Annotated in this window: 11 protein-coding genes and 1 pseudogene; 8 read left to right on the top strand and 4 right to left on the bottom strand. The window is 44.2% G+C overall.

Annotation, left to right across the window (positions count from 1 at the left end):
- Positions 1-20 precede the first annotated feature (20 nt).
- Complete coding sequence (locus C1I60_RS18395; RefSeq protein ID WP_252361775.1) at positions 21-1,037, bottom strand: peptidoglycan DD-metalloendopeptidase family protein; 1,017 nt, start codon at positions 1,035-1,037, stop codon at positions 21-23.
- 212 nt (positions 1,038-1,249) lie between these two features.
- Between C1I60_RS18395 and C1I60_RS18390 the strand changes: the two genes are divergently transcribed.
- The 7 genes and pseudogenes from C1I60_RS18390 (at position 1,250) to C1I60_RS18360 (ending at position 8,509) form a co-directional block, all read left to right on the top strand.
- Complete coding sequence (locus C1I60_RS18390) at positions 1,250-2,002, top strand: response regulator transcription factor (protein WP_137063047.1); 753 nt, start codon at positions 1,250-1,252, stop codon at positions 2,000-2,002.
- A complete protein-coding gene (locus C1I60_RS18385; protein WP_137063046.1) occupies positions 1,999-3,774 on the top strand; it encodes a sensor histidine kinase in 1,776 nt (591 codons plus the stop codon). Before C1I60_RS18390 ends, C1I60_RS18385 begins: the two co-directional genes overlap by 4 nt.
- 263 nt (positions 3,775-4,037) lie before the next feature.
- Positions 4,038-4,373 carry a ribosomal protein L7/L12 gene (locus tag C1I60_RS18380; RefSeq protein ID WP_137063045.1) on the top strand — a complete coding sequence of 112 codons (336 nt, stop codon included), beginning with the start codon at positions 4,038-4,040 and terminating at the stop codon, positions 4,371-4,373.
- Positions 4,374-4,454: 81 nt separating this feature from the next.
- On the top strand, positions 4,455-4,934 hold the full coding sequence (gene ybaK, locus C1I60_RS18375) for a Cys-tRNA(Pro) deacylase (protein WP_137063044.1): 480 nt from the start codon (positions 4,455-4,457) through the stop codon (positions 4,932-4,934).
- A gap of 88 nt (positions 4,935-5,022) precedes the next feature.
- Complete coding sequence (locus C1I60_RS18370) at positions 5,023-6,216, top strand: oxalate decarboxylase family bicupin (RefSeq protein ID WP_137063043.1); 1,194 nt, start codon at positions 5,023-5,025, stop codon at positions 6,214-6,216.
- Between the two features lie 166 nt (positions 6,217-6,382).
- Positions 6,383-7,138 (top strand): COG4705 family protein, encoded by a 756-nt coding sequence (locus tag C1I60_RS18365; protein WP_137063042.1) that lies wholly within the window; start codon positions 6,383-6,385, stop codon positions 7,136-7,138.
- A 251-nt stretch (positions 7,139-7,389) separates the two neighbouring features.
- A pseudogene (locus tag C1I60_RS18360) lies at positions 7,390-8,509 on the top strand (IS3 family transposase).
- 35 nt (positions 8,510-8,544) lie between these two features.
- On the opposite strand, the gene C1I60_RS18355 reads toward C1I60_RS18360, so the two are convergent.
- From C1I60_RS18355 to C1I60_RS18345, 3 genes are all read right to left on the bottom strand, one after another.
- The gene (locus C1I60_RS18355; RefSeq protein WP_137063041.1) at positions 8,545-9,219 is read right to left on the bottom strand and encodes a response regulator; all 675 of its coding nucleotides are present in this window, start codon (positions 9,217-9,219) and stop codon (positions 8,545-8,547) included.
- Positions 9,216-10,472, bottom strand: coding sequence for a sensor histidine kinase (locus C1I60_RS18350; RefSeq protein ID WP_170970845.1), 1,257 nt, complete (start codon positions 10,470-10,472; stop codon positions 9,216-9,218). Before C1I60_RS18350 ends, C1I60_RS18355 begins: the two co-directional genes overlap by 4 nt.
- Before the next feature lie 65 nt (positions 10,473-10,537).
- A complete protein-coding gene (locus tag C1I60_RS18345) occupies positions 10,538-10,984 on the bottom strand; it encodes a CcdC protein domain-containing protein (RefSeq protein WP_170970844.1) in 447 nt (148 codons plus the stop codon).
- A gap of 277 nt (positions 10,985-11,261) precedes the next feature.
- On the opposite strand from C1I60_RS18345, the gene C1I60_RS18340 reads away from it, so the two are divergent.
- A complete protein-coding gene (locus C1I60_RS18340) occupies positions 11,262-12,098 on the top strand; it encodes a COG4705 family protein (protein ID WP_137063038.1) in 837 nt (278 codons plus the stop codon).
- Positions 12,099-12,349 lie beyond the last annotated feature (251 nt).

Below are 12,349 nucleotides of genomic sequence, written 5' to 3'. Positions count from 1 at the left end.
GCGTTTGAATTTTTTTGAAATTACTCGGCGGTTATTGTCTCTCCCTGCACAGGAGCAATTCGGTTTTTCCAATTGATGTTGATCGAACGAGACTTGAATAAATCTGCACCGTCTGACACCTGAAAATGAAGATGGGCTTCGCTGGAATTGCCTGAATTACCAAGTAGCCCGATTTCATCGCCACTCTTCACCTTATCTCCTACCTTCACTTTAACAGAGCCTTTCTTCATATGAGCTAGCACGCTATATTCCCCGCCATGGTCAATCACAACTTCATTCCCAGCAGGCACCTTCTCGTTCATCACGCCGACAGGTTCGTTATCAGGAATGTTATTTACAACCGAGACCACGGTTCCGCTTGCCGGCGCAAGAATCGGTTGGCCGAAAGCATAATAGCTTGTATTTTTCAGCGGATCACCTTTATAGGAATAGCCATCTTTTTTCTGTATAAGGTCATAGGCATATCGCTGGCTTTCATATTCATAGTGGTAATTCACAAGCGCATTGGTTCCACCCCAGGTAACAAACCATTCCCCCTTCAATGGCCAATCGTATTTGAATTTGGTCAGGCGATTGTCTGTTTCCGGCGAAGGGGAAAGTTTCTTGGCTTGAAGCCCCAATATAGTTCCTTTCTCATCAAAAACAGTGATCAGCCCTATTTTCCCTGAGTCGCTTATCCATGAACGTTGTTCGCTGCCATTGAGTTTCATGACTGACGCCTGCTTAAATGAATCAACACCTTTTAGAGAGTCAGGAGCCAATTTTTCAAAATCATCTTCGCTCAGTCGTTGTTTAAACTCATTGCTGAATTGGTCATAAACCTCCGCATACTTGCCCTCAAGCAGTTTTTCCGGTACCTCCTCGGGCTTTACCGTTTGGTCCTTTGTATTTGTTGTTTCATTCGGTATGTCTTTGGCCACTTCCGAGCTCCCTCCTCCTCCGCATGCCGTTATAAAAGCAGCAAACGCACTTGCCACCAGTACCATTTTGCCATAGTGGAAGATTTCTATCCTGTTCTTTCTAGTTGCCTTCTTCACTGCTGCACCCCCGTTTTGTGTATATTATTATTTTATCTACCCCATTCTAACAAGACGGTCTTAGATCCCGTGTAACATCACTTTAACTAAGCCTTAACTCTTTTTCAGATCTACAGAGCACAATTAAGCTTCCGTTAAACAACGCTTCGTTCATCCCTGAGGAATCATGATATGATGAAAGGGATAAAGATATAGAAGAAAGGAATGAAAGCATGAACAATGCGGCAATTTTACTTGTCGACGACGAGCAATCTATTCTTGAACTCTTGCTGACCGTCCTACATAAGGAAGGCTACACAAATGTCGATACAGTAATGACCGGTGAAGCGGCCATTACTGCCTGTGAAGGGAAAATCTACGATTTGATCATATTAGATGTCATGTTGCCAGGACGCAGTGGAATCGAAATATGTCCGTTTCTCCGTCAAACGACGGATGCACCCATCTTGTTTTTAACCGCTCGGGAATCTGATTTTGATAAGCTGACTGGGTTCGCTGTTGGCGGCGATGATTACATTACCAAACCGTTTAATCCGTTAGAGGTTGTCGCACGCATACGTTCACAACTACGGCGTTACTTGACCATTAATAATACAACCAAAGAATCTGGATCTGCACAGCCCTCCAGCAAAATGAACGCCATTTATGACTATGGACATTTTCAGATCGATGAAACAGCCGGCGAGCTTCGTGTTGAGCAAACAGTCGTAGCCTGTCCTGCGCTAGTCTTCCAATTATTGCTTTTCTTATGCAAAAACCCCAATCGAATTTTCAGCAAAAGCGAGCTATATGAAGCCGTCTGGGGAGAAGAAGCATTAAGCGATGACAATACCGTCATGGTACATATTCATCGCATCCGGGAACGAATTGAACCTGATCCTGCCAATCCAAGCTTTATCGTAAATGTTAGAGGACTTGGCTATAAGCTCGTACAAGCGAAAATAGGGAGTTCCCAACGATTATGAATATTAAACGCAAGCTAATGATGCGATTCGTGCTTCAGTTGGCTACCGCTGAAGCTTTTGCGTTCCTGATTGCTGCTGTTACGTTCTTTTGGGCATATCAACGCTTGGTCGATATCCGCCTCTCCAATGATTTTGCCTCTACTGGATTAGAACAGCTTGTAGCGTCCTCCGAAATAGGCAAGGATGGCATACACTTTGATCCACTTTTGCTAGAGCAGGTCAAGAAAAACGGCGGCTGGCTGCAAAGTCTTGACGAAAACGGGCAGGTGAATCAGTCCTACAATACACCGCAAGATGTACCGAAGAAATATGCACCCGGCGAGTTCGTCTCTTATTGGACAGGTACCCGCTCCTTCCCCTATGCGCTTTCTCTTTGGGTTCAGGAGAAGGATGGTCGAACTTTTACGCTGCTATACGGTCAGCCTAATCCTATGGGAACCCTATTAAAAACAGTAAGCAGTCAGGGAACATTGTCTTCGGATGGAAAGCTGATATTACCCCATGAAGTCACTGCCCGTCTCAAACACCTTGGTGGCTACGTACAGTTACTGAACGCAACCGGGTCGGAGCTTGCTTCCTACAATCGCCCGATATCTGCACCGACAGCCTATACTCTTCAGGAGCTTTCCCTTCGCACCATGTACAGTGAAAGATACGGCTTCCATCTTTCCTCCGAATATATGGAAGAAACAGGTCGTACATGGGTCATTAGTCTTCCGAATGCTGGCGGTGCTGCTACAGGCAATAGCTGGCTTCCTCCTGAGGAAGAGAGAACGATACTAAAGTCCATAGTCGCCATGTTCTCGGCTATTTTTCTTTTATTCCTGCTTCTCTCACTATGGCAGGCGCATCGCTTTGGAGTCCCGTTACTTCATATGCTCTCCTGGCTCGATGCACTCGGTAAATCCGAATATCAAGAGCCTGTTGATCATAGAGGCATTCAACGCAGCCGAATGGGTTCAGGCAAATGGAAGCGACGTTACCTCATTTTTGCGGATGTGATGAATTCTATTGATAAGCTCTCAGGTACCCTGCAAAGAGATCAGGTACTGCGTCAGCAAACCGATAGTCTCAGAGAGGAATGGATTGCCGGGATCACCCATGATCTGAAAACACCGCTCGTTTCCATCAAGGGCTACGCTCACTTACTGGCTGAGCCGCAATTTGATTGGACCGCAGAGGAAGTTCGTAAATTTTCGGGTACAATGTTGGAAAAATCCACGCACATGGATATGTTGATTAATGATCTTGCCATGAGTTATCGCTTAAAAAGCGGTGCCCGTCCCCCGGAATCTGAGGAAATTGAGTTGAATAGCTGGCTACGTGAAACGTTAAAGCAGGTAGGTACCGACCCTTTTTATAAGGAAGAAGCCATTTTGTTCCGGCCTGCTCCTGTCGACATCTTTGTTAAGCTATATACGCCTTGGCTAGAAAGGGTCATTAACAATTTGACTGCCAATGCTCTGCTTCATAATCCGCCTGAAACGACACTTACCGTCTCGGTTATATCCAGCGAAGGTGGTAAAGGGTTCACGATTGAATTTGCTGATAACGGTAGAGGAATGGATGAAAATACGGTAAGCCGATTATTTGAACGTTATTACCGGGGAACCAATACCTCTACTACGCCGAATGGGACAGGTCTTGGTATGGCTGTATCCAAAGGGCTGATTGAAGCCATGGGAGGGCAAATTACGGTCGACACGGCTTTAGGGAAAGGCACGGTCATTCGCCTTATTTGGCATGACGTTATGGCTAACAGTGAAAGTTGATTGGGCAGGAAATAAAAAGTATAGGATGCACACGTATAAAGGCCGCCCTCGATCGATTTGAGGACGGCTCTTTTTCACGGGTATGATTTATTGTTAATTAAAATAAGATCTGTTATAACGTTCTGTCTGCAAAAAGTCAATTTGTAGCCACGAGGCAACCTCAGTGATGGGAAATTGAATTTCTCATGCTATACTATTTGTAATTAAACGATTATTAATGTGTCAGTTTTAAGCAGAAATAAGGAAATAAAGGGGGAACATTAGTGGAAACTATGGAATTTATAGCATTGATCGCGTTGATTATTTCCATCATACTTTTGATCAAAGTCTACAGCTTGCAAACTCGGCTTAATGACCTGAAAGCCGATATAGATCGTCTTGAGAATCGTTCTGGAGCGTCGGGAATATCACTATCTGGCCCAACTGCTACTGCACCACCACATGTGCTAAACACAGAAGTTTCAGAGGATATCAATGAAAGACTGCTCATGCTGATTAGAGAAGGCAAAAAGATTCAGGCAATAAAAGAGCTAAGAGTAGCTAAAGACCTCTCTTTAAAGGAAGCAAAGGACTATGTAGATGACTTGCAACGCCTCTAAGTAAGAGTAGAATGATTCTGCCGGGGTATAGGATTGCAACAATTGCCTCGGCAAGAGCTTTAGAAAGGACGACGATATAAAATGAGTGTGAGTAAAACAAACGCGATGCGAATATTGGATGGACAGAATGTAAGCTACAAAATTCTGAGTTATGATCATCAGGATGGAAAAATAGATGGTATGAATGTAGCCGAGAAAATCGGAAAAGCCCCAGAAGCAGTTTTCAAAACATTGGTTGCACATAGCAAACAACATCTGTTTGTTTTTGTGATTCCTGTACATAAAGAGCTTGATCTCAAAAAGGCTGCCAAATCAGCGGGAGAAAAGAAAATCGAAATGCTTCCAGTCAAAGAGTTGCAAAAGCATACGGGCTATATCAGGGGTGGCTGCTCTCCTATAGGAATGAAAAAGCTCTATCCTACTTTTATTGACCAACCCGCAGTAAAGTTGGAAACCATTGTTGTGAGCGCCGGGAAAATTGGAACCCAACTTGAATTAAGTCCGAAGGATTTAGTTCAGCTCATGGATGCACAGTTTGCTGATCTGGCTCAGAAGGCATAAAACCCTCCAAGAGTTCATAAAATCTTTATGCGGATTTTTTCTTATTCTAAGATTGATGAAGCCCCAACTTGGAGAGGAAGATCAAATAATGCATAATGATTGCTCGAAAAATTCCAAAGTGCCGCAACCCATCAGAAGTGATGGCGCTGGAGGCATTGATAAGGGTCCCCGGGATGTGATGAGGGATTTGCAAAATCCTGACATGCTGGTTCCACCCGTAACAGATAATGGACTCATCCCGAACATGAGGTTTTCTTTTTCAGATGCCCATATGCAGTTGAATCACGGTGGCTGGTCAAGAGAAATAACCGCAAGGGAGCTACCCATTGCAACCACTCTTGCCGGAGTTAATATGAGTTTGACACCAGGCGGCGTACGCGAGCTTCATTGGCACCAGCAGGCAGAATGGTCTTATATGCTGTTGGGGAGTGCCCGTATTACAGCCGTCGACCAAAATGGTCGGAATTTTATTGCTGATGTGGGTCCTGGTGATCTCTGGTATTTCCCACCCGGCATTCCACACTCTATACAAGGTCTTGAGGAAGGCTGTGAATTTTTGCTAGTTTTTGATGACGGCAACTTTTCTGATCTGAACACGTTATCCATCTCCGATTGGTTTGCACATACTCCAAAAGATGTACTGTCTGCCAATTTCGGCGTTCCTGAAGCTGATTTTTCGTCCATTCCTCAAGAACAAGTATACATTTATCAGGATAACGTTCCTGGTCCAATCCAAAGCCAGGCGGTTTCCTCTCCCTATGGTACGATACCTCAATCCTTTAAATATGAATTACTCGCTCAGCCCCCCATCAAAACGCCGGGTGGAAGCGTACGAATCGTCGATTCTTCCATTTTTCCGATATCCCAAACGATCGCCGCTGCTCTTGTTGAGATTGAGCCTGGAGCCATGCGGGAAATGCACTGGCATCCCAATAATGACGAATGGCAATACTATCTTACCGGGCAAGGCCGAATGACTGTTTTTGGCGGAAATGGCGCGGCGCGCACGTTTGATTTCAGAGCCGGGGATGTTGGATATGTTCCTTTTGCTTACGGTCATTACATCCAAAATACAGGCTCAAGTACGTTATGGTTTCTTGAAATGTTTAAAAGTGACCGTTACGCGGATGTTTCCCTGAATCAATGGATGGCTCTTACCCCCACAGAGCTCATTCAGAGCAATTTAAATGTTGGTGCTGATGTGACCTCTAATTTGCGGAAGTTAAAATGGCCTGTCGTCAAGTATCCAGGTTATTCTTTTTATCCAAAGGATGAACTCTGAAGAATTCGGTGAATGTGCGTCTTGTCCATGCTCTCAGAAAAAAGCATATCCTCATGCATTTCTTACTGCTTTCTAATGTGAATTTAATTATCTCCGAATATATTAAAGCAAATAGCACTTTATAAAAATAAAAGGCTATTAAAATTCGGGGAGTGAGAAATGAAAGATGCAAAAAATTGCACAAGTCACGGCCTTTTTTTGGATTATGAAGATTTGCGCTACTACGCTGGGTGAAACCGCAGGTGACTTATTGTCACAAACCCTTAATGTAGGCTATGCCATTAGTTCCATGATTTTGTTTAGTGTTTTTTTAATTAGTCTTATTTTTCAACTTTATTCTAAGAAGTACCATCCATTTCTTTATTGGACTGTAATTCTTACAACGAGCACTGCTGGCACGACCATGTCTGACTACATGGATCGTAGCCTAGGGTTGGGTTATGCAACGGGATCATTAATTTTAGTATGTATATTGTTAGCCATTTTTTCATTTTGGTATTTTAGTGAGCGATCATTGAACGTCAATAATATTACTACACGGAAAGTAGAATTGATTTATTGGATTGCCATCTTGTTCTCAAACACTTTAGGTACTGCTTTAGGTGATTTTCTGGCGGATAGTTCCGGTCTTGGTTTTGTAGGAGGAGCGGTTTTAATAGGTAGCTTGCTGGGTATTATTCTACTATTAACTTATTTCACAAATATTTCACGAGTATTTCTGTTCTGGCTAGCATTTGTATTAACACGTCCTTTTGGAGCGACATTTGGAGACCTTCTTACCAAATCCCACGCAAAGGGAGGATTGGATTTAGGGACTATGGGATCTTCGCTGGTACTGGTTACAATTCTTATAGCTTTAATTATCTATACTACTCTAAATGCTTCTAAAATGAAACAAACACCAGAGTTAAACGCAAGTTAATCATTTAACGGGGTCCCGCCAACATTTTAACGAAAATATACGCTAAGCCTTTGAGCATGACCGGCTTGGCGTCTTTTCTTACTCTAAATACGAATATTCCGGGGTGTACTGCCCGGACTATCGGTCATCGTCACAGGAGTTGCTTCGGTAATGACGTTTGCGAATCTTGTATCCACTCTTTAAGCTAAGTTGGACAGAAAAAATAAGGGCTTGTAGAATAAACCTATCATGTTAAGGAGCGAATCTCTACAATGCCAAAACAACAACGACGTACCTTTACAGCAGAATTCAAAAAACAAATGGTGGGACTCTATGAAAATGGGAAATCCAGAGCAGCCCTTGTGGAGGAATATGGCCTCACAGCCTCAGCTTTAGACCGCTGGATCAAACAAGCTCAGGCGACAGGTTCCTTCAAAGAGAAGGACAATCGCTCATCAGAAGAAAATGAGCTGATCGCTTTGCAAAAAGAGAACCAGCGTCTGAAAATGGAAGTGGATATTTTAAAGCAAGCCGCGCTGATCATGGGACGAAAGTAGCTATCATCCAGAATAATCGGGATAAATACTCGGTATCAGCCATGTGTGACGTCCTACAAATTGCAAGAAGTACATTTTATTATGACGCCCAAGAACGAGCCACTGAAGACGATGTCACCGAAGCTATTGTGGATATCTTTCACAAGAATCGAAAAGCCTACGGCACACGCAAGATCAAAGTGAAGCTCCATGAGCGTGGGTTGATCGTCTCCAGACGTCGCATGGGCCGCATCATGAAAGAGCAAGGGCTCGTTTCCACCTACATGGTGGCACAATATAAGCCCCATAAAACATCATGTAACGAAGCAACGACAGCGAATGTTTTGAAGCAGGAGTTTGAGCAAACGGAAGCTAAACGCTTCGTCGTCAGTGATTTGACGTATGTGAAAATCCAGAACCGATGGCATTACATTTGTGTGCTGGTGGATCTGTTTAATCGAGAAATCATTGGTCATAGTGCAGGCCCGAACAAGGACGCTGCTCTGATTACCCGTGCCTTCGCGACCGTTAAGGGTGATTACATCAGATTCAATGGCTTCATACCGACCGTGGCAGTGAGTTCAAAAATCAAAAGATGGACGAGCTTCTGGAGACGTTTGAAATCGGTCGATCGCTAAGTATGAAAGGCTGTCCGTACGACAACGCTGTGGCTGAAGCCACCTACAAGATCATGAAAACAGAGTTTGTGAACCAGATGAACTTCCAGAGCCTTCGTCACTTGGAACTCGAACTATACGAATACGTCAACGGGTTCAACAAGCATCACATCCATGGAACCTTAGACTATATGACGCCTGTTCAGTATCGCCAAAAAGCCCTTAAAAAAGTTGTCTGATTTACTGTATAAAATCAAACTCATCCCGTGTTTATCTACTTTACAATTCCGTTACGAATGGCAAATACAACCGCTTGCGTGCGGTCTTCGACCGCGCATTTTTGAAGGATTCGATGAACATGTGTCTTAACCGTGCTCTCACCGATATAAAGCCTGGCGGCGATCTCTTCGTTACGTAATCCGTAAGCCATCTGTTGCAAAACTTCCAGTTCCCTATCTGTAAATGGTTCAGGCGGCATAGTAACTGATATCTGATCTGGTGCCCGAAAGTCATGTGCTGAACGAATGGCCTTCCCAATGACTTTGGCGGCAATCGCAGTTCTGAAGATCGCTTCTCCCCGGCTGGCTGCCCGAACCGCATCAACAAGTTCATCAGGTGCCGCGTCCTTTAGTAAATACCCTACTGCTCCCGCACGGATGCCATCATACACATAATCCTCTTGATCGAATGTGGTCAGAATGACAACTTTGCAATCCGGTATAGCGTCTATAATGTCACGGGTTGCTTCAATTCCTCCCCCTTCTGACATTTGAACATCCATCAGCACCACATGTGGCCGGACGTGTTTCGCCAGTTCGACCGCTTCGCGACCGCCTGATGCTTCACCCGCTACTTCCATATCTTCCTGAGCGTTAATAATAAATCGTAAACCATGCCGGACCAAATACTGATCGTCCACAAGGATTACCCGGATCAATGGTCCTGTCATTCCTCTTCACCCTTCATTTCAGTTTTCCCAAGGGCCATCGGCACCTGAATCACGAGCTTCATTCCATGCGGCTCAGCCGTTAGAATCTTTAAAGATCCCCCTGCCCGTTCGCACCGTGCCTTTATGCCTGAAAGCCCAAAACCTGAATAATTCTGATCAGCCCCTGTCCATCCTCCATTATCGGTTACGATCATAGTCAATTTCCCTGTATGATCTGAGACTGTAATATCAACCCGGGACGCTTGCGCATGCCGAATAACATTGGTGAGTGCCTCCTGAAGAATCCGATACAGTAATTCGGATATGGTAGATTCCCATTTTCCAGTTCGTCCATTTACAGAGAAGCTGATATGAAATTCGACCTGCTCTTGAACTTGCTTAACCAAACTTCGCAGAGCAATCAGACCAAGCCCCGTTTTATCGATGGACATCTGGTGAACGACGAAACGCACCTCCTGAAGACAGCCGCGTGCCACCTCCAAAACGGTCCGTAAAGCTGTCTCGGCTTCAACAGCATCCATTTTCATCATATAAGGCAATGCCTGAAGCTGAACAATGACGGAGGTTAATCCATGTCCGATGCTATCATGAAGATCATGCGATATCCGGCTTCGTTCTTCCAGGACTGCAAAATGCAATAAACGATTCGTAGCCGACTCCAGTTCACGATGCGTTTCTTGAAGCTCAAGGTGGGCATCCTCTAATTCCGCATGAACTTCCCGCAATTGCTCATAATGCCGTTTGCTCGTTTCGGCGGCTTCCCGCTTGATCCTCGTTCCCCAGAATAGGATGTATATACCTGCATGCATTACGGAATACGCAATAATATCACTTGAGTACACATGCTGCATGTGGAGAATGGCTGCATCCGCTGTAATGATCGTGAGGGTCAGTAGAACAGAGACCAGGATTGGCAATCGCAGTACGATATAAGCAATGAGATAGCAAAGCAGGGCAAACACCAATTCACCCGCATCGAACGCTATCCAATAAAAGGCTGTTAACATCCAGATTCCAATGACAGCAATCGTTCGTTTTCCGCTATGAAGTAACCACTTTGCGCTCCAAAGCAAAACCAGATAGACGATTCCTAATAACAGACCTGCCATCGCGCTCCATAATGAAGACGTGTTGAGCATTCCTGCAAGAGCATATAACAAAATCAGGCTTAAAATCATGTTTCGGGAGTGGGCCATTATATATTGCCAAAGCACCGCCAGCTTTTGTTGAATCGGCATAGGTGACATTTTCATTGGTGACACCTTCTCCATTATTTTCTTTTACTGCTCAGATTATAGCAGCTGGTCATCCCTAATACCTAACTGCGTTGTCCCAGCAATTGCTTGTACTTTAGATAAATGAAATATCGACGTGCAATGACACTGCCCAACGGAATAAATAAGAGAGCCGTGCTTAAAGACAGAAAAGTATGATGTGCTCCCCGTGAACCCGCCAATACACGAAGAAGCATAACTACTATGAAAAGAATAACCCCGGCAATGGAGCCTTGAGAGGTTGCTTTTCCGGTTACAGGATGGATTCGAACCTTATCCAGCTTCCCTCTCCATGCGCCGATAGCAAGCCCAACAAGCAAACAAATCGAGTACAGAAAGAAGCTTCCTGCTGTCAGGGTGTTTCCGGTCATGCTTGAAAAAGTTAGATACGCGAACAACGCTGGTGTGATCCATAAACGGGACGGGCGAATTTCTTTCTCTTTTAGCATTAAAAAAACGACGATAACCAAAATGATGACATAGCTGCCCATGTTCTCCCCCCACATTCCTTATTTTTCTCAGCTGCACGTAGCCAGTTTAACCCATAGCAGTCGCTTTGGAGTCCATCTGCAGGTTGATTTTCTTCCTTCCCTAGATGGAGCATTGAATACATTGAAGTCCCTCATTCCTAATCAGTTTCTAATCTAAGCTTAAATGTTCTATGTTTTTTCACATGTAATTCTCACTATCGTTTCATGTTCTTTATGTACATTGTTCAGGAGGGACAAGTATCTAAATAGGTTCCCCAGAACATGAGGAGGATTATCAATGAAAAAAGAGGAACAGGATCAGAACATGAAAAGCGAAAGTCTCTCCATTTCCACGGAGGAGACGGCGAACATATCCATAATCCGCAAAATGCTAAACAAGGTGCCGGAGGTCACCATTTTGTTTTGGATTATTAAGATTATGACGACGACCGTGGGAGAAACCGCTGCCGACTTTCTTAACTTTAATTTGCATTGGGGCTTGACTCGTACAACTGTGGTCATGGTTGTTCTCTTACTCGTCACACTTCTATTTCAGTTCAGGTCGCGCAAATATATACCTGGAATCTACTGGCTCGTGGTGACTCTCATCAGTGTTGTGGGCACGCTTGTCTCAGATAACCTTGTGGACCACATAGGGATCTCGCTGCAAGTTACCACGACTGTCTTTGCCCTTGCTCTCCTGGTGACTTTTACGATTTGGTATGGGAGCGAGAAAACATTATCCATTCATTCTATTTACACGACCAAGCGTGAAATATTCTACTGGGCAACGATATTCTTTACCTTTGCCTTGGGTACAGCGGCTGGTGATCTTATATCAGAGGGCCTTGACTTAGGTTATTGGAGGTCAGCGCTTATGTTTGCTTCACTGATTGGTATCGTAACGATTGCCCGCTATCGGTTTAAATTCAATGCCGTGTGGTCCTTCTGGATGGCGTACATTGTGACCCGGCCTCTCGGCGCCTCTCTTGGGGATTATCTGTCACAATCTCACACCGATGGCGGACTCGGCCTGGGTACGGCCGGAACCAGCGTGATTTTTCTCGTAACTATTTTAACCTTGGTGATCTACCTGACGAAATCCGGAATAGATCAAACCCAACCATCATCATAATCAGCTAAAAAGCATAGAAGAAAACGTACCCGGGACATAGCCGGAATAATCCCGGGTAGATTTCATCTTGATTCTAATGCTATATTTTCACAATAAAAATATAGTAAAAATATTGAGATTAATAACCAAACATCTTATAATTACAACAAATAATCTCTTCTAACAATTAAAATTCGCAATTATCAGCCAAATTTATGTTCAGGTTTTTCTTTCTCTCACATCACTAAATTTACACTATTTTTGCGCTATTA

The sequence above is a fragment of the Paenibacillus terrae genome (assembly GCF_005217525.1).
Classification (GTDB): domain Bacteria; phylum Bacillota; class Bacilli; order Paenibacillales; family Paenibacillaceae; genus Paenibacillus; species Paenibacillus terrae_C.
The sequence above is the reverse complement of the archived record's forward strand: the minus strand, read 5'-3'. Positions and strand labels throughout refer to the sequence as shown.